Source organism: Cyanobacterium sp. IPPAS B-1200 (assembly GCF_001747005.2).
GTDB lineage: Bacteria > Cyanobacteriota > Cyanobacteriia > Cyanobacteriales > Cyanobacteriaceae > Cyanobacterium.
The window spans coordinates 12721-28930 of sequence record NZ_CP182899.1 but is presented as its reverse complement, the minus strand read 5'-3'; the positions used below and the strand labels follow the sequence as shown (position 1 = coordinate 28930).

The 16210-nt window shown below is 35.9% G+C and carries 18 protein-coding genes and 1 riboswitch; of the genes, 14 read left to right on the top strand and 4 right to left on the bottom strand.

Going from position 1 to position 16210, the window contains the following annotated elements; all coding sequences use genetic code 11:
• Positions 1-250: 250 nt before the first annotated feature.
• Positions 251-311, top strand: a riboswitch (Glutamine riboswitch).
• A gap of 37 nt (positions 312-348) precedes the next feature.
• From A5482_RS00145 to ftsH2, 13 genes are all read left to right on the top strand, one after another.
• Positions 349-495, top strand: coding sequence for a hypothetical protein (locus tag A5482_RS00145; protein ID WP_201150049.1), 147 nt, complete (start codon positions 349-351; stop codon positions 493-495).
• A 130-nt stretch (positions 496-625) separates the two neighbouring features.
• Complete coding sequence (gene pirA, locus A5482_RS00140; RefSeq protein WP_161486826.1) at positions 626-778, top strand: arginine synthesis PII-interacting regulator PirA; 153 nt, start codon at positions 626-628, stop codon at positions 776-778.
• Positions 779-961: 183 nt separating this feature from the next.
• Entirely contained in the window at positions 962-1381 is a 420-nt protein-coding gene (locus A5482_RS00135; protein WP_069790342.1) for a hypothetical protein, read from the top strand.
• Between the two features lie 105 nt (positions 1382-1486).
• Positions 1487-1972 (top strand): allophycocyanin subunit alpha-B, encoded by a 486-nt coding sequence (locus tag A5482_RS00130; protein WP_069790341.1) that lies wholly within the window; start codon positions 1487-1489, stop codon positions 1970-1972.
• 71 nt (positions 1973-2043) lie between these two features.
• The gene (locus tag A5482_RS00125; RefSeq protein ID WP_069790340.1) at positions 2044-2580 is read left to right on the top strand and encodes a hypothetical protein; all 537 of its coding nucleotides are present in this window, start codon (positions 2044-2046) and stop codon (positions 2578-2580) included.
• Between the two features lie 17 nt (positions 2581-2597).
• Complete coding sequence (locus A5482_RS00120) at positions 2598-3035, top strand: tetratricopeptide repeat protein (RefSeq protein ID WP_069790339.1); 438 nt, start codon at positions 2598-2600, stop codon at positions 3033-3035.
• Between the two features lie 81 nt (positions 3036-3116).
• Complete coding sequence (locus A5482_RS00115; protein ID WP_069790338.1) at positions 3117-4280, top strand: DegT/DnrJ/EryC1/StrS family aminotransferase; 1164 nt, start codon at positions 3117-3119, stop codon at positions 4278-4280.
• Between the two features lie 95 nt (positions 4281-4375).
• Entirely contained in the window at positions 4376-5170 is a 795-nt protein-coding gene (locus A5482_RS00110) for an ABC transporter permease (RefSeq protein ID WP_069790362.1), read from the top strand.
• A 91-nt stretch (positions 5171-5261) separates the two neighbouring features.
• Entirely contained in the window at positions 5262-5564 is a 303-nt protein-coding gene (locus tag A5482_RS00105; RefSeq protein WP_069790337.1) for a hypothetical protein, read from the top strand.
• Positions 5551-5928: a toxin-antitoxin system TumE family protein gene (locus tag A5482_RS00100; protein WP_069790336.1), complete on the top strand. Its 378-nt coding sequence runs from the start codon at positions 5551-5553 to the stop codon at positions 5926-5928. Before A5482_RS00105 ends, A5482_RS00100 begins: the two co-directional genes overlap by 14 nt.
• A gap of 25 nt (positions 5929-5953) precedes the next feature.
• Positions 5954-6808 (top strand): bifunctional class I SAM-dependent methyltransferase/HIT family protein, encoded by an 855-nt coding sequence (locus A5482_RS00095; RefSeq protein WP_069790335.1) that lies wholly within the window; start codon positions 5954-5956, stop codon positions 6806-6808.
• A gap of 153 nt (positions 6809-6961) precedes the next feature.
• Positions 6962-7969: a CsgG/HfaB family protein gene (locus tag A5482_RS00090; protein ID WP_069790334.1), complete on the top strand. Its 1008-nt coding sequence runs from the start codon at positions 6962-6964 to the stop codon at positions 7967-7969.
• 291 nt (positions 7970-8260) lie between these two features.
• Complete coding sequence (ftsH2, locus tag A5482_RS00085) at positions 8261-10147, top strand: ATP-dependent zinc metalloprotease FtsH2 (protein WP_069790333.1); 1887 nt, start codon at positions 8261-8263, stop codon at positions 10145-10147.
• Positions 10148-10262: 115 nt separating this feature from the next.
• On the opposite strand, the gene A5482_RS00080 is transcribed toward ftsH2, so the two are convergent.
• Positions 10263-11237, bottom strand: a complete 975-nt coding sequence (locus A5482_RS00080; protein ID WP_069790332.1) for a hypothetical protein — start codon at positions 11235-11237, stop codon at positions 10263-10265.
• Between the two features lie 374 nt (positions 11238-11611).
• Here A5482_RS00080 and A5482_RS00075 point away from each other — a divergent pair, with 374 nt between their 5' ends.
• Complete coding sequence (locus A5482_RS00075; protein WP_141712664.1) at positions 11612-12292, top strand: glycoside hydrolase family 24 protein; 681 nt, start codon at positions 11612-11614, stop codon at positions 12290-12292.
• A 33-nt stretch (positions 12293-12325) separates the two neighbouring features.
• On the opposite strand, the gene A5482_RS00070 is transcribed toward A5482_RS00075, so the two are convergent.
• From A5482_RS00070 to A5482_RS00060, 3 genes are all read right to left on the bottom strand, one after another.
• Entirely contained in the window at positions 12326-13648 is a 1323-nt protein-coding gene (locus tag A5482_RS00070; protein WP_069790330.1) for an ATP-grasp domain-containing protein, read from the bottom strand.
• Positions 13649-13938: 290 nt separating this feature from the next.
• On the bottom strand, positions 13939-14961 hold the full coding sequence (locus A5482_RS00065) for a D-alanine--D-alanine ligase family protein (RefSeq protein ID WP_069790329.1): 1023 nt from the start codon (positions 14959-14961) through the stop codon (positions 13939-13941).
• A gap of 212 nt (positions 14962-15173) precedes the next feature.
• Positions 15174-15998, bottom strand: a complete 825-nt coding sequence (locus A5482_RS00060; protein ID WP_069790328.1) for an O-methyltransferase — start codon at positions 15996-15998, stop codon at positions 15174-15176.
• Positions 15999-16210 lie beyond the last annotated feature (212 nt).

The window sequence follows — 16210 nt, the reverse complement described above, 5'->3', positions numbered from 1 at the left end:
AATACTATTGCCAAAAATATAATTTATTAGGAATATTTAAAAGTATTTAATTTAAATGGCTATGATTCATTAATTTTCGGTTTAGTTAATCCATAAAATTCTAATTAAGTTTTGTTATATTGGTTATATCATAACCATGATTTTAAAGATCATTGCATGATAGACTAAAACGTTCAATAAATCAACTCCTCAGAACTTTTTCCTTTGACAGTTTTGGGTTTTCTATGTTATATTAAAAGAGTAAGGATAAATCGTTCATCTGTTTGTTACAGACGGAAGTAAGAAGAACAAATCTTCTGAAGGAACGCGCCTCGAATCTAAACTCAACAAATTAGAGGAGGCGACATTATGAACGCAAATAACACTTTAAAAAAAAATAATAATCTCAGTTCGGTTAGTCAACAAGCTCGTTTATTGATGAGGGGCGATCGCAAACGTACTCAAAATCGTCAAGCATCGATGTTAACAAGAATATCCGCCGAAGTAGGACTTTAATAAAAAAATAGAGATAAGAGAACTTATCATAGTTTTCCCTCGACTCTCTTACAACTTAAAAAGGTGGGCATCACCCACCACATTTTAGTTCGTATAAATAAAATAAACACATCATCAAGAAGTAAAAAAAATGATTAATAAAAATACCGCTCAACAAGCAAAACAAGCCCATCGTAACACCCTATTAGAAACCCTAGAACATAGATTACAGGTAGCCAAAGCCAACGGAAAAAACGATTTAGTAAATCAACTAGAAGCCGAAAAACGCTACTACCTTAGCTAATAAAATAACCTAATTTGTAAACCAAAACCCTGATGCTCTTAATCATAAAAGCAAAAGGGTTTTTTCTATGTAGAAGATACATCAAATGTGTTTTAGATTACTGTTTACTCAAAAAGCAAACTATAGTGTTAGTAATAACCTACGAGGTTTGAGCCGAAATAGTAACTAGATTATAGACAGCTTATGAATGCAGAAGAAAAAGCCAGAGGTTTAGAAATAGCCACAAAAATCGCAGCCGTTGTCAACCTATTCAAACAACAATTTCCAGACGTAAAAACAGATCTCAAACCGTGGCATAATGATCCTGATACCATTAATTTAGTAGATCCCGACTCCATCGACATCGGTTTTCACTTCCCCGGTTGGAGTCGCAAAATTCAGAGTAGAAGTATCTTAGTACAAATCAGATTTCACTATGATGAAATTGATAAAACCCATAAATTAATTGGGGTTGAGAGTGCAGGATTTAACCACACAGGGGAAGCGTGGCGATTATCCACCATTGAGAATTGGCAATTAGAAGGTAAATCTCCCCCCGTAGAAGAAATTAAAGAAAAGCTAAAATATTTTTCCCGTCAAGTATTCGAGCTATTCCAAAATTAAAGAATTATTAAAAAGTTTACTAAAATGTGACAACCTTTGCCATAAATAGATAAGCCAAATTAAGTTAAACTAAACATAATAAAAAAATAATACTCGTATTTTAAGATGAGCATAGTAAGTCAAGTTATTCTCAAAGCAGATGATGAACTGCGTTATCCTAGCAGTGGGGAATTAGAAGGAATCAAAAGTTTTTTAGATTCAGGATTACTCCGTCTCAAAGTAGCTGAAACCCTAGCAGAAAACGAAAAGAAAATCGTTGAAAAAGCTAGTCAAGAGTTATTTAAAAAACGTCCTGAATATCGTGCCAATGGTGGTAACGCTTCTGGACAAAAACAATATAATCAATGTTTAAGAGACTTCGGTTGGTATTTACGTTTAGCCACCTATGGAGTTTTGGCGGGAGATAAAGGGCCTATCGAGAAAATTGGTTTGATTGGTGTCAAGGAAATGTACAATTCCCTTGGAGTACCTTTACCCGGCATGGTTGATTCCATCCGTTGTTTAAAAGAAGCATCCCTTGCCCTTTTGAGCAAAGAAGAAGCGGCTGAAACTGCTCCTTATTTTGATTATATGGTTCAAGTAATGTCTTAAAAGAAAACATTAAAAATTTTTGATGACATTTTATGGGGGCTTGATTATCAAGCCCTTTTTGCTAAAGTTATATGGCTAAAAAAAAGGAAGAGGATTTATTTTTAGAAAATCACATTTCTTGGATTGATAAAAAATCATGGTTATCTCTATTGTTATATTCTTGCATTTATTTGATGATTGGTTGGTCCATAGCTAGTCGCTCTGAAATTTTAATTAGAAATACCAGAAATATAATAGATAGATGGAGTATATTAATTGATGATGATTTGCTACTCATGGTTATCCGCGCATTTTCTTTAATATTGATTATGACTATCTCTTTGATGGTAATGAATCCTTTTTCTATTATTACTTTTATATTTGAGGAGTCCATTAGTTCTGATTTAAAGGGGTTTATCTCGGTATTGGTTTGGTCTATTTTATTAGTTTTTATATTTTGTTATTTTGATTATTTTGCAGATATTCTAGTAATCACTTCATCTACTATTTTGCTTAGTTTAGATTTAGAAGAAAAAAAGATTTATGGTAAGTCACTTATTTTTATAATGGTTTCTATTGCTTCTATAGCATTTAGTTTAGGGGTGTTAATGTTTGATTATTTACATTGAATAATATAGTTAATTTTATGGCGAATAAAAAGAAAGGAAAAGAAATTTTTAAAAAGGTTTTTATAATTTTGTCGGGATTAGCTTTTGTTTTGTTTTCTGTGTCTGCGGTGGTTAATATGATTATGAATCCTCAAACTCCTGTGGCAACGGATAATCAAAACTCCCAAGGAGATGATGGTGCCATTGCTCAAATTGATAGAGAAATTGCAGGTTATCAATCAGTGTTGGAAAATGAGCCAGAAAATAGCTTTGCCCTGGAGAGATTAGTAGAATTAAATCTGCAAAAGGGAGATTTGCAAGGGGCATTACCTCCCATGGAGAAGTTAGTAGCCCTTAATCCAGATAATGAGCAATATCAGCAGGTTTTGGGCATTATCCAACAGGGTTTGGAAGAAGAGGAAAATCCCCCCACGGAGTCACCTATCGCTCCTGAAAGCCCCCCTGAAGGTGAATAAAATCTCGGTGAGGTAAAGAAAAGTTTAATGATTGGTTATTTTTAGCCCTAAAATTATTGTGTCTTTAGTATTCCATTTTTTATGAAAATTCCTATTCTTGATTTAAAACTGCAATATCAACAATTAAAATCTGAGATTGATGGTGCGATCGCCCTTGTGCTAGAATCAACTCAATTTGTATTAGGGCCAGAAGTTCAAAAATTAGAACAAGAAATTGCTAGTTTTTTGGGAGTTAGCCATGCGATCGGGGTAAATTCTGGTACAGATGCACTGATTATTGCCCTAAAAGCCTTAAATATTGGGGATGGGGATGAAGTCATTACAACTCCTTTTTCATTTTATGCCACCGCAGAATCTATCAGCTTGGTAGGGGCAAAACCTATCTTTGCACAGATAGAAGAAGATAGTTTTAACATTAATCCCCTCAGTATCAAAGAAAAAATTACCCCGAAAACTAAAGCCATTATGCCCGTGCATCTTTATGGGCAACCTGCCAAAATGGCGCAAATAAAAGAAATTGCCCAAGAATATGGATTAAAAATCATTGAAGACTGCGCCCAAGCCTTTGGGGCAAAATATTATGGAGATTGTCTAGGATGTGAGCAAAAATGCAGTGATAATCAACGTAATAGTATGGACGGTAAATATGTAGGCGGTATTGGTGATGTGGGGGCTTTTTCCTTTTATCCCACCAAAAACCTCGGCGCCTATGGCGATGGAGGGATGATTACCACTAATGATGATAAAGTTGCCGAATTAGCCAGAATGTTGCGGGTACATGGGGCGAAGAAGAATTATCATAACGAGATGTTGGGATACAATTCCCGTCTTGATAGCATTCAAGCAACTATTCTACGAGTAAAACTAAGATATATTGAAAAATGGAATCAAGCAAGGCAAAATATTGCCCGTCAATATAATCAACTGTTGGGGAATAATGACTTTATCATCGTACCTCAATTTTCAGATGGTCATGTATTCCATCAATACACTATCAGAGTTAAAAATGGCAAAAGAGACGAATTGAAAGACTATCTCGCCGACAAGGGCATTGGTAGCATGATTTATTATCCCATTCCCCAAGATCAATTACCAGTATATGAAGGTCAATATATTCCTCATCCTCTTACTACTCAATTAGCTTCCGAGGTGTTGAGTTTACCTATTTATCCCGAATTGCCTCAAGGTGATATTGAAGCCGTGGCAGATGCTATTATTCAATGGACTAAAAATATTAGTGATTAATTGCTAAAATGTCAGTCACGAAATCACTTTTTCATCAAAACCTAATTAGACTATTATTTTTATGTAGTTTAATAATTCAATTTTGTATTTATTTTATGAAAATTATTAATAATATAATCGCTATTTTTCAAAAGGAATTACAAAGCTATTTTAACTCTCCTTTAGCCCTTACCATTGCGAGTGTTTTTTGGTTAATTTCAGGAGTATTCTTTCTCTTTATTCTATTTAGTGAAGAGGGTATCATTCAAAACGTAGCACTACAAGAGCAATTGGGTAATACGACTCCGAGGGATGTACCCTACGAGTTTATACAAGTGTTTTTTGGTATTATGGGTTCTATCACCATTTTCCTTTTACCGATGTTATCTATGGGTTTATATTCGGAGGAAAGAAAAAGGGGAACTATTGAACTTTTAGCCACTTCTCCTGTTTTTAATTGGGTGGTTGCCCTCGGTAAACTATTGGGGGTAGTGGTGTTTTATATTACTATGATTGTACCAATTTTGTTATATGAGGCGATCGCATTTAGCACTTCTAATCCTCCCATTCCTCCCCAAGTGCCTCTTTTAGCCCACCTTGGCTTAATTCTCCTTGCCAGTGCCATTTTATCTTTGGGAATGTTTATTTCTTCCCTGACTGATAGCACAATTTTTTCAGCAATTATTACTTTTATCTTAGTCGTTTTTATCTCGATTTTAGATGCTTTAACTAACAATTTACAAGGGGCTTTTGGTCAATTTATTAATCAATTATCAGTGCTAAAAAGTTATGAGGAGTTTGTCCAAGGCATATTTAGCACCTCTAGTTTTATTATCTTTTTAAGTTACATTATACTAGGTCTATTTTTAACGGCTCAATCCATCGAAACCTTACGTTTTACAAGAAAATAAATATTGTATTAATACATTTTAATAAAGCTATAAAATACCTCATCCAAAATGCTAGGATAAGAAATAAAAAAATTGGTAAAGGAGAACTAAAATGTTAGAGTTACAGATTAAATCTAATTCGCCCGATATATTCCTAGAACAAACCTTAATTAAAAGTGCTATCGATAGCGAGGTTAAAAATTTACAAAGGGCTCTCACAAAAACTGATTATTTATTAAAACAGTTTGAAGAAAAATATCATATATCCTCAGACTTTTTCTTGGACAATTATACAGCAGAAGATTTGCAAGGGGCTGATGATGAATATATTACTTGGTTAGGAGAAATAAAAACTAAAGAAAGGTTAATTTATTCTTTAGAAAAATTACAGAAAATCAGTTATGTTATTAAGTGATTATCCGTTTAATTTACAAGTTGTTATTCATAAATATGTGACAGAAGGAATAATATTATCATCTAATGTTTCTGTGGATGCAAGATCTATTTATTTAGGTTATATACAAGGAAAATTAGATTTTATAAATGGTTTTATTTTATTCTTTAAGGAATATATCGATTTGCAAATATCTGTTGATAAATTGGCTTACTCATTTCATTATCAAGATTTAGAAAATAATCTAATATTTCGTTATGATAATGCAAAACATAAACCAGATTTGGGCTTTATAGAACATAAACATATTAAAAATGAAATTATATCTTCTCAAGTTCCAAGTTTGGAAGAGGTAATTCTAGAGATTATCATGGAACATTTATAAGTAATCCCATTAATGACAAATAACAATGGATGATCAACAGAAAAATAGATATAGTCATTTAACAGCCATAGATAGAAAATATTTATCATTTCCTGCCAGATATTTGTTACAAAATAAACTATTAAAAGGTAAAGTACTAGACTTTGGTTGTGGGCTTGGTAATGATGTTAAAAAATTACAAGAAACGGGTTTAAATATTATTGGTTATGATCCCCATTATTTCCCTGATTATCCCCAAGAGAAATTTGATACTATAATTTGTTTCTATGTCCTAAATGTGTTGTTTCCTGAACCTCAAGAAGAAGTTATAATGACGATCGCCCATAAGCTCAAACCATCAGGAAAAGCATATTTTGCTGTGAGAAGAGACTTAAAAAAAGAAGGATATAGAACCCATTATGTTCACAAAAAACCAACCTATCAAAGATTAGTAAACTTACCATTTAAATCATTATACAAAGATGAATTTTGCGAAATTTATGAATATACTCCCTACAATCAAATCAAAGAAAGAAAAGAATATTGTATCTTTTGCAATCCTTATTCTAAATTAGAACTTATCACCGAATCTAGCTTTAGTTATGCTATCAAAGATGGTTACCCTTTAACAAAAGGACATAGTTTAATTATTCCTAAAATTCATGGGTCCAATTATTTTGATTTGCCCGTAGAATATCAAAAAAACTGTTGGCAAATGGTGAATAACGTACAGCAAATTCTAAAAAAAGAATATAATCCTGATGGTTTTAATGTAGGATTTAATGTAAATAAAGCAGGAGGGCAGAAAGTAATGCACAGTCATATTCATATCATTCCTCGCTATGAAAAAGATAATCAAAAATCAAATAAAGGGATTCGATCTATCATCTCAGAAAGATAAAATCAACCACTACGAAAAAACTACATTGTAGTAAGTTTTACTAAATTATTTTTTATTAATTTTTGTGGAACTATTTACCAAAATAAACGTCATAGCAATAAATATTATAATTTTAAGTATCTGTTAATTTTTAGATTTAAAAATACCATAGCCATGACTATCATCAAAAAGAAGTATCCTAAAATAGTTTCCATTGCGATCGCCTCTAGTCTTATCACCATCTCCCTCTCAAGCCTCAACATCAGCCCATACCAAGCCCTAGCCCAAAGTCAACCATCCCAAACCCTTCTTGCCCAAAACAACCAAGAAAGACTTACCATTGCCGTCATGGACTTCGACTACAGTAGTCTTAGCAACGCAAGAAACCTTAACTTAATCGATGGTGCAGCCAGAGGAGTAAGCGATGTGGTAGCGGGAGAATTAGTTGATACCAGAAAATATCGAGTCATCGAACGTAGTCGCCTTAATGATGTTCTTAACGAGCAGGGTTTAACCGACAGTGGTTTAGTAGATCCAGGGACCGCCGCTCAAATAGGGCGTTTACTAGGCGCAGAATTGATCATGGTTGGCTCTATCACTCAATTTGATTTACAAGAAAGAGGCACTGGTTTTGGACTATTTGGTTTTAGCCTTGGTAATCAGACCAAAAAAGCCCTCGTTACCCTCAATACCCGTGTTATTAATAGCACCACAGGGGAAATAGTCATGAGTGCAGAAGGACAAGCAGAAGTTTCTCAGGTAGATGGAGACGTAAGAATTCGGGGAATGGACTTAGGTACATCCACTAACAATGACGGTACATTACTCACTGTTGCTACCCGTGACGCTATCCGAGAAGTCATTCAGCAAATGGACTCAAGACAGACTGAATTATCTGCCGTGGGCAGAGTTTCCCCCGATGTGTCTGGGGTAGTGGCAGATGTGGCTGGAAATAGTGTAATCATCAATCGTGGTAGTAATCACGGTTATCGTAATGGTTTGAGACTATCTATCGAAAGAGTATCCAGAGAAGTTACAGATCCTGAAACAGGAGAAGTTATCCGCCGAATCACTGACCAAGTGGGAGTTATTGAGCTTCAGGATGTGGATTCTACATCTAGTCAAGGACGTATCGTTTCTGGTTCTAGTTTTCGAGTTGGTGACATTGCTTCCCCCATGTAATATTTGGAGGTCGTAAGAGATAAAAGGAGGGGGTAAAGGTGAAATTTGAAAGATGCCACACCAGACCATTTCAAGTCAAAAATTACTCCCTACCTTTATAATTCCATTTTTTCACCAACCCTAATAATTTTGGTGTGGTTTTCCCCCAATAGGTTTTTTTGCGTTTAAGATGAGAATTATGTTAAGTTTAGTTAAGAAGTGGTTGTTATTATTGTTAATAATTAAATAAAAGACAACATTAAAAGAAAGTGTCAAAACACTTTTGAAATTAAAAAGAGGATTTAAGAAGATATGAAAACACCTTGGCGAACTATACTATTGTGGGCAATCCCGTTTTTGGTAGTGGGATTTTTCTTGTGGCAAGGCAGTTTTGCTCCCAACAACATGAGCAATGCTGGTAATAATACCGCAAGTACCCGCATGACCTATGGTAGATTTTTAGAATACATTGACAAAGGCAGAGTTAGCAGTGTTGATTTATATGAAGGTGGACGCACTGCTATCGTTGAAGCCATTGACCCTGAATTACGTCAGGTACAAAGATTAAGAGTTGATTTACCTGGTTCTTCTCCTGAGTTGATCAGTAAATTAAGAGAGTCTGGTATTAGTTTTGATTCTCACCCTGTGCGCAATGAAGGGGCAGTTTGGGGTATTTTGGGTAATTTAGTCTTCCCTGTATTATTGATTGCTTCTTTATTCTTTTTGTTCCGTCGTTCTAGCAATATGCCAGGGGGTCCTGGTCAGGCAATGAGTTTTGGTAAGTCTAAGGCTCGTTTCCAGATGGATGCTAAAACTGGAGTGAAGTTTGATGATGTGGCTGGTATCGATGAGGCAAAAGAGGAGTTACAAGAAGTGGTAACTTTCCTTAAGCAGCCTGAAAAATTCACCGCCGTAGGCGCTCGTATTCCTAAAGGGGTTCTACTGGTAGGACCTCCCGGAACTGGTAAAACCTTGTTAGCAAAGGCGATCGCAGGGGAAGCTGGTGTTCCTTTCTTCAGTATTTCTGGTTCGGAATTTGTAGAAATGTTTGTGGGTGTGGGTGCTTCCCGTGTCCGTGACTTGTTCAAAAAAGCAAAGGAAAACGCTCCTTGTCTTATCTTTATTGATGAGATTGATGCGGTAGGTCGTCAGCGTGGTGCTGGTATCGGTGGCGGTAACGATGAAAGAGAACAAACCTTAAACCAACTCTTAACGGAAATGGATGGTTTTGAAGGTAATACTGGTATCATCGTCATTGCGGCTACCAACAGAGCCGATGTACTTGATTCTGCGTTGATGCGTCCAGGTCGTTTTGACCGTCAGGTAATGGTTGATCCCCCTGACTTTAAAGGTCGTTTAGGGGTGTTGGATGTCCATGCCCGTAACAAAAAACTATCTTCTGAGGTGTCTATCGAGGCGATCGCCCGTCGTACCCCCGGTTTTAGTGGTGCTGACCTAGCAAACCTTCTCAATGAAGCGGCTATCCTTACCGCCCGTCGTCGCAAAACCGAAATCACCATGAGTGAAATCGATGATGCGGTAGATCGTGTTATCGCAGGGATGGAAGGTACTCCCCTTGTGGATAGTAAGAGTAAGCGTTTGATTGCTTACCATGAAGTAGGTCATGCCATCGTCGGTACTTTGCTCAAAGACCATGATCCTGTGCAGAAAGTAACCCTTATTCCCCGTGGACAAGCCCAAGGTTTAACTTGGTTTACTCCTAATGAGGAACAGGGTTTAACCACTAAATCCCAGTTAATGGCAAGAATTGCTGGTGCTATGGGTGGACGTGCAGCTGAAGAGGAAATCTTTGGTGATGACGAAGTAACCACTGGCGCAGGGGGTGACTTACAACAAGTCACTGGTATGGCAAGGCAGATGGTAACTCGCTTTGGTATGAGTGACATGGGGCCTTTATCCCTCGAAGGACAAGGTGGAGAAGTTTTTCTTGGTGGTGGTTTTATGAACCGTGCTGAGTATTCCGAAGAAAGTGCTTCCCGCATTGATGATCAAATTCGCACCATTGCCGAACATGGTCATCAATTAGCCCGTCAAATCGTCAGAGATAACCGTGAAGTAATTGACCGTCTAGTGGATCTTTTAATTGAGAGAGAAACCATTGATGGTGAAGAATTCCGTCAGATTGTCGCTGAATACACTGAAGTTCCTGAAAAAGAACAGTTTATTCCTCAACTATAGATATAAATTAGGTAGCCAGGGCGATCGCCCCCTACCAATTTTCCCTCTTTTTTGAAATGAATAACGGAAGCTGACCTATTAATTAGGTCAGTTTTTTTATGAGAATTTTAATTACTTAATAATTGTTGGTATTACGCCATTTGTTAAGCATTTTTTCGCCAATACTGGCCACTGATTGTAAATCCATTAAGCGTTTATTTAAATTAGCATTTTCCTGCTTTAGTTGTGTATTTTCCTTAGTTAAACCTTGAATAATACTATTTTGTTTAGTAGCATAATTTTGGCTCAAAGCAACTTTCTCTTGCTCTTTGTGTGCAACCTGTTGACGATAATCAGCTATTTCTTTTTTAAGTTGGTCAATAATAGAACTCAATTGTTCATTATTATCACTATTTTTAACTTCTTCTTTTAAGGTAAAAAACTTGTCTGTTAATTCTCTAATATACTTTTCTTTTTCTTCAACTAAAGAGCTTAATTCAGATTGTTTATTTTCTAAATTTTTAATAGAATTATAGGCGGAGTTTAATTCTTGATTAAGATTTTTAAGTTCATCAGAGTTATCACTTTTTTCTGAATCCTGAGTGACTTTTTTAAAATTATCTTCTAAGTTTTTGATCTGATTATTTTTATCTTCTAACTCTTTTTGAATCGAGCCAACCTTATCTTGTTGTGCCTGTAACTTGGTTTCCAAATCTTGATTAGTTTTAGATTTATCCGCCACCAAATTTTTTTGTTTATTAATTTCTTGTTCTAACTCAGCAATTTTTGCTTGGTGGTTTTTTATTTCTTCTTCGATGGCATTATTATTTAAAGAACCAGAATCAGACTCACCATCTTTATCATTATCATCAACTTCAGTGATCAAAAACTTTTGCTCCCCTTCATCATGCAAAACAACCTTAGTATCTGCACTGTGACTATTGATCACAAATCCACCCACTAAAATTTGATCAAATAATTTAGACTTAGTTAAACCAGTCTCTTTTGCAAGAGCAACCAAAGTTTCGTTCGCTTCTGGGCTAAGGGTGATGTTAACTTTAGATTTAGAACTTCCTAAACCAGTTCCAGTTCTAGTCTTTTTTCTGGTCATAACTTATGATTAACCTCGGAAAATATAATTATAATTTCTATATTTGGATAATCGTATTATAGATAACATTTTTTTTGGGCTTTGTGAAATAAAACTTTATCTTTTGATGGGTTGTAGTCTTGTTTCTGTGTGCATCCGCGACTATATCTTTGTTAATCTTGCTCATCTTTCCATGGAAAAAAACATACTTTCAGCAATGATGGAGAGTGCAATCGGCTTAGTACCCGCTTTTTTTGTGGGAACAAGTTATGGTCATCATCACATTTTACGGTGTAAATCATCACATTTATCCATGAATTTATGTTACAAAAGGAAAGAGAAAAATTAATTATGTTATGACTAACCTGACTGATTCCCGACCAAATAAAATATCTATGATTAGTAAGAACATTCTGAAAACGTTTATCTTAGTACTTATTTTATTGGCAGTAGGAAGAATATTAATCAGGGATAAAGAGCCACAATTAAAAAGGGCTGGACAACAAATTATTTCCAATATTACTCAGAATTACAATATAGAACCCTTAGAAATGGAAGGGGGAAATCCTTATATTAGAGCTTTGATGCGTACTATCAGCGCTTCGGAGGCAAATTCCGATCGCCCTTATAATATCATTTATGGTGGTCGCCATATCGACAATTTAAAACAACATCCTAATCAATGTATTGTCATTGGTAACGGGCCAAACAGGGGTAGATGTTCCACCGCTGCGGGAAGATACCAGTTTTTGAATACCACTTGGGCAGAAAAAGCAGAACTTTACCATCCTCGCCCTTCTGGTTTCCTGCGCAAAAATTATAGTTTTGAGCCGATTTATCAAGATGAGGTGCTGTACAGTTGGCTAAGGGATGCCAATGCATGGGGGGGCAGAGACATTACCAAATTATTAGAACAAGGACAAATTGACTTGGTATTAGAGTTACTTTCTCCCACTTGGACAAGTTTGGGTTATGGTATTGAAAATAACTCTATTACTAAAAGTTTGCCTAACATTTATAAAAAGATGTTGGAAGAAGAGCTAATGAATGCTGGTTCATCGTATTATTTATATTAAATTAACGTAAAAACAATTAATAACTCTATTACTTTAATCTCCGGCGGACTCTACCAATTTACCGATATTAAAGTCAATTTTTACCCATGGTTTTAATTTTATTAAATTACCAAATAGTAATAGGGGAATTTGCCAATGATGCACCATTAAAAATGGTAAAGGATCTTGCCAAGAAAAAATCCCGTCTTGACCTTTTGTTACTTTCTGCCACCATTGAGATAAATCCTGGGGCGATCGCACCTCAGTTAAGCGCCATAATTCATGGTAAGTCCAAAAAGTAGGTTTACTGCTTTCTAAGGGAGTAATAGGGGCATCATCTCCATCATTTAAATAAGCATCGGCTACCAAAGGATGATTATAAAACATGGAAATGGCCGAATGGGTGCGAGGATTACATTCAATGGGGTAAACCGTGCCATCATCCGTTTGAATAAAATCAAAAGAAATTTGCCCAGTCAAATTCAGCTTACCCACAAACTCCTCCACCCACTCATAAATCTTTTGATTGTCAACGTGTTCATAATTCACCTGAAAATGAGAGGACATTGAGCAACAATGAAGCCTAATTTTGCCATTGAGCACCGTGCTATGGGTGCAATACTCCTGCCCCGTAATAAACTGTTGCATTACCCAAGGATTTTCCTCACTAATGGGCAAACTGCGCACATATTCCTCCATTCCCTCAAAAGGAAATTGCGTCATATTAAGACGATAAACCGAATCATATTTAATACTTTTTAAAATATATTTATGGTTATTTTTACTAAAGTCAAAATCAAGAATTTCTTGAACATCAGTAATAAGATAAGAAGCAGGGGAAGTCAAGCCCAAAGAAGAAGCCTTTTGACATAAACTCGCCTTATCATCCAATACCAAAGTCATTTCCACATCGAAATGTAAAACCTTGCAATAGGGAGACAATACCATTTTTGCTACCGAATCATAATAACTCGCCACAGGGCTAGAAACAGGGATAAATATATCCACATTTTCCCGTTTTACAATGTCCAATAAACCATCAATATAACCCTCCTTATCTTTCACAGGATCAGGAATAGTAAAAAACTTATCTACCGCCACCGAAAAACGATGTCCCGATAACCAATATTTATGGGTTTCCACTAGGATAACCCTATGTCCAGCACTATAAAATGACCTTGCCAACTGTAGAGCTTTAGTCATTTTACCACCTGTTAAAAGGACAGTTTTTGAGTTAATATTAGGCTTTTTTTTTATTTTAAATGGAGTAGAAAATATGTTGATAATTGAAGCTATTAATACTAGGGTTAAATTAAAGGGTAATGCTAGTTTTAATAAGGCTAGGGTACCAAGACTCTTAAAAGTAGTTGAAAACATTGTTCGTGAGTGAAGAATAAATAATTAATAATATAAAAAATATTTGGAATGTTTAGATTATGACCATAGAAATAACAATATTGCAAAAAAAATGATTTAAACTAAACTTTTTACATTTCGAGAAATCCTTAAAGGGGATTTAGGCAAGGGGCTTAAGCCCCTTGTTAGGAAAAATTTGAATAAGCCCCTTGTTAGGAAAAATTTGAATAAGCCCCTTGTTAAGAAAAATTTGAATAAGACTCTTGTTAAGAAAAATTTGAATAAACATAAAACTAATTTTTCCAGTCTAGTTAATTCTTAAATCTTTGCACCGCATTACACCAAACATCAAAGATTACCGAGTCTAAATTTTCTCCTTTTGCCAATAACATTTTAGAAATCATGCTGATATTACTAAAAGCCCAAAATAAACCAGCTTCCAAAAAATAAGGCTCATTAGTATCTTGATGTACCCTAAAATCATAAAGGGAATAATCCCTACCACCGATCGCACGGTGGGCTTTTATGGCTGCTAAACTTAACTTAGTTTCCAATTCTGGGGTAAGGTGCGCTGGGCAAATAGCTTTTACATTAGGTTGGGGGGTTTGTTGTTGGGGCATCCCATCCTCCTTAAGTTCCAGTTTTTCTGCGGTAGTGCGAATAGGATTAGTTTCGGTGACTAAATATTCAAACATGGGTAAAACCTCTAATTTATTACCCTTGTCAATAACTGCCACCCGAATTTCTCGCCCAGGAATAAACTCTTCTGCCAAAAGTTGACTATCATATTGAAAACCTAATTTCAAGGCTTCATCGATTTGACTTTCATCTTTCACAAGGGTAATTCCCAGAGAATTATCCTCTCGATTGGGTTTGATAATAAAAGGTGTTTTTAAGGTTACTTTATCTCCCTGTTTTAAAAGTTGACCCTTTGCCACTAATACCCCATTAGCCGAAACAATGTCTCTGGTGTGGGCTTTATTGGTAGCAAGGGCAGTGCAGGAAGATTTTGAGCCAACCACAGGTAAGCCCAACATATCCTCAAAAAAGCCCCTTACGGTAGTCATCCCAGGTTCACAAAATAGATGGGGTACGACCACATCTACGGATGGTAATTCTTGGAGAAAATCGGATAGGGGTTTAGGGGCGCTGAGGTTGGTTAATAAGTCTCCATGTTGCCACAATCCATCGGGATGTACTACTGCATAATAAGCGTTTACGCAGGGAGGTTGTACTACTTCTTTGAGGTAAAGTAAGGATAGTTTATCGTAAAAATCGGACACTAAAGAGCCTCCGATATGTAGTACTTTTAAGGGTTTTTCTGGTGTAAACATTGAAGATTAGGTAAAAAAGTAAATTTTGCGCTCTTTTTGAGCTTCTGAAGATTGATAAATTACATTAACTTTTGTTGGGTTTTGTTACCTCAACCCAATGTAAAAATTTTGAGTAAGTAGGCATAATTAAATCGATTTAGGCAATAAATAACAAGGGGCTTAAGCCCCTTGCCTGATAATCTCACGAAGCTAATTATTACCTTCCATTTCCTTTAGTTAACTCGAATGACGGTTAAACCATCCCGCAGGGGCAATAATACCTGTTGCACTCGCTCGTCTTGGGCTACCATTTGATTAAATTCGTGGATGGCTTGACCATTTTCTGTACGTTTAGATTCGGGTAGATATACCTGTCCTTGATATAGGGTGTTATCTACAACAATTAAGCATCCAGGACTTACCAATTTTTTGTCTAGTAATAAATTAAAATAATCTTTGTATTCTTTCTTGTTGGCATCGATAAAGACGAAATCGAAATTTTTATCTTCTTGGGCTAATTCTGCCATGGTATGGAGGGCAGGGGCTACTTTTACGGTGATTTTTTCGCCATGGGGAGAGTGGGAAAAACACTCTTGGGCAAATTTGGCGACGTAGTCATCTACTTCACAGGCGATTACTTTGCCATCGTCGGGGAGGGCTTCTGCCATGGCTAGGGCGGAGTAACCTGTAAACATTCCAATTTCAAGGACGTTTTTTGCCCCTAACATTTTGACGAAAATTTGTAACATTTGCCCTTCGATATGCCCAGAGAGCATTTCCTGTTCTAGTTCAAAGGGGGTTGCCCCTTCTGCAAATAATTTGCTCCAATCTTCTTGGGCTGTTTTCTGGGCAAGATTGGCGAGCGCCCCTGATTGAGTAGTGGATACTTCTCCTAAGTAGGGTTCTAAGTTTGAAGCGAATTCGTAGGCTTCTTGCAAATCATTAACGAACTGAGAGGATTTCTCAGTATTCTTTGCATTTTGTAATATTTGCTCTAATTTTTCGACTAAGATGGCTAATGGTGCGATCGCCTTTGGTTTGTTAACAGTTGCTGACATGGGATTACTCCAACTTTTGTAATATGAATGAAATATAAATTAAGGGAAAAAATAATAAAATACGATGAAAAATAAAGGTTAATCCCTTACTAATCGAGGAAATAAATGGATTTATTGCCAAATTTTGCATTTTCTTAACAAAAGCAGACCTGTAAGCCCACCTTTGTTAAGATCAGATTAAGATTTCAGATGGTTTGAAAAAGATGAACAAG

Bases quoted from the DNA above. Each gene is read 5' to 3' on its own strand.
- A5482_RS00120 (WP_069790339.1), top strand. From the start codon at position 2,598: ATGGCGAATAAAAAGAAAGGAAAAGAAATTTTTAAAAAGGTTTTTATA.
- A5482_RS00145 (WP_201150049.1), top strand. From the start codon at position 349: ATGAACGCAAATAACACTTTAAAAAAAAATAATAATCTCAGTTCGGTT.
- A5482_RS00135 (WP_069790342.1), top strand. From the start codon at position 962: ATGAATGCAGAAGAAAAAGCCAGAGGTTTAGAAATAGCCACAAAAATC.
- A5482_RS00115 (WP_069790338.1), top strand. From the start codon at position 3,117: ATGAAAATTCCTATTCTTGATTTAAAACTGCAATATCAACAATTAAAA.
- A5482_RS00060 (WP_069790328.1), bottom strand. From the start codon at position 15,998: ATGTCAGCAACTGTTAACAAACCAAAGGCGATCGCACCATTAGCCATC.
- A5482_RS00095 (WP_069790335.1), top strand. From the start codon at position 5,954: ATGGATGATCAACAGAAAAATAGATATAGTCATTTAACAGCCATAGAT.
- A5482_RS00105 (WP_069790337.1), top strand. From the start codon at position 5,262: ATGTTAGAGTTACAGATTAAATCTAATTCGCCCGATATATTCCTAGAA.
- A5482_RS00130 (WP_069790341.1), top strand. From the start codon at position 1,487: ATGAGCATAGTAAGTCAAGTTATTCTCAAAGCAGATGATGAACTGCGT.
- A5482_RS00090 (WP_069790334.1), top strand. From the start codon at position 6,962: ATGACTATCATCAAAAAGAAGTATCCTAAAATAGTTTCCATTGCGATC.
- A5482_RS00080 (WP_069790332.1), bottom strand. From the start codon at position 11,237: ATGACCAGAAAAAAGACTAGAACTGGAACTGGTTTAGGAAGTTCTAAA.
- A5482_RS00070 (WP_069790330.1), bottom strand. From the start codon at position 13,648: ATGTTTTCAACTACTTTTAAGAGTCTTGGTACCCTAGCCTTATTAAAA.
- A5482_RS00075 (WP_141712664.1), top strand. From the start codon at position 11,612: ATGATTAGTAAGAACATTCTGAAAACGTTTATCTTAGTACTTATTTTA.
- A5482_RS00110 (WP_069790362.1), top strand. From the start codon at position 4,376: ATGAAAATTATTAATAATATAATCGCTATTTTTCAAAAGGAATTACAA.
- A5482_RS00125 (WP_069790340.1), top strand. From the start codon at position 2,044: ATGGCTAAAAAAAAGGAAGAGGATTTATTTTTAGAAAATCACATTTCT.
- ftsH2 (WP_069790333.1), top strand. From the start codon at position 8,261: ATGAAAACACCTTGGCGAACTATACTATTGTGGGCAATCCCGTTTTTG.
- pirA (WP_161486826.1), top strand. From the start codon at position 626: ATGATTAATAAAAATACCGCTCAACAAGCAAAACAAGCCCATCGTAAC.
- A5482_RS00065 (WP_069790329.1), bottom strand. From the start codon at position 14,961: ATGTTTACACCAGAAAAACCCTTAAAAGTACTACATATCGGAGGCTCT.
- A5482_RS00100 (WP_069790336.1), top strand. From the start codon at position 5,551: ATGTTATTAAGTGATTATCCGTTTAATTTACAAGTTGTTATTCATAAA.